The sequence below is a fragment of the Ensifer sp. NM-2 genome, from assembly GCF_003024455.1.
Lineage (GTDB): Bacteria > Pseudomonadota > Alphaproteobacteria > Rhizobiales > Rhizobiaceae > Ensifer > Ensifer canadensis.
In genome coordinates, this window is sequence record NZ_PVZR01000161.1 from 1 (window position 1) to 411 (window position 411).

Consider the following 411-nt stretch of genomic DNA (forward strand, 5'->3'; position numbering starts at 1 on the left):
CGAGGACATCACCACGGAGGCGCCCTTCATCGCCACGTCCATCTGCGAGGGCGTGACGGACTCCACCGCCGTCTTGGCGCGGGCCAGGGGGCCGCCGGCGGCGTCCTTCTCCGTGCGCAGGGCCTTCCGGGCGGCGTGGGTGGCCTGCACGTCCTCGTCCCGGAGGTGGATGAGGATCGAGGGGATGTCGATGGCCACGGGGCACACGTCGTAGCACGCGCCGCACAGCGTGGAGGCGTAGGGCAGGGTGCCGTTCTCCCCCGCGTCCACACCGGTGAGCTGCGGGGAGAGGATCGCGCCGATCGGGCCCGGGTAGACGGAGCCGTAGGCGTGGCCGCCGGTCTGCTCGTACACGGGGCACACGTTCATGCACGCCGAGCAGCGGATGCAGTGCAGCGCGGAACGGCCCTT

At 72.0% G+C, this 411-nt stretch carries 1 pseudogene; it reads right to left on the reverse strand.

The features are described 5' to 3' along the window. Positions 1 to 354, reverse strand: a pseudogene (locus C6558_RS39285) (hypothetical protein); the annotation flags it as partial. Positions 355 to 411 lie beyond the last annotated feature (57 nt).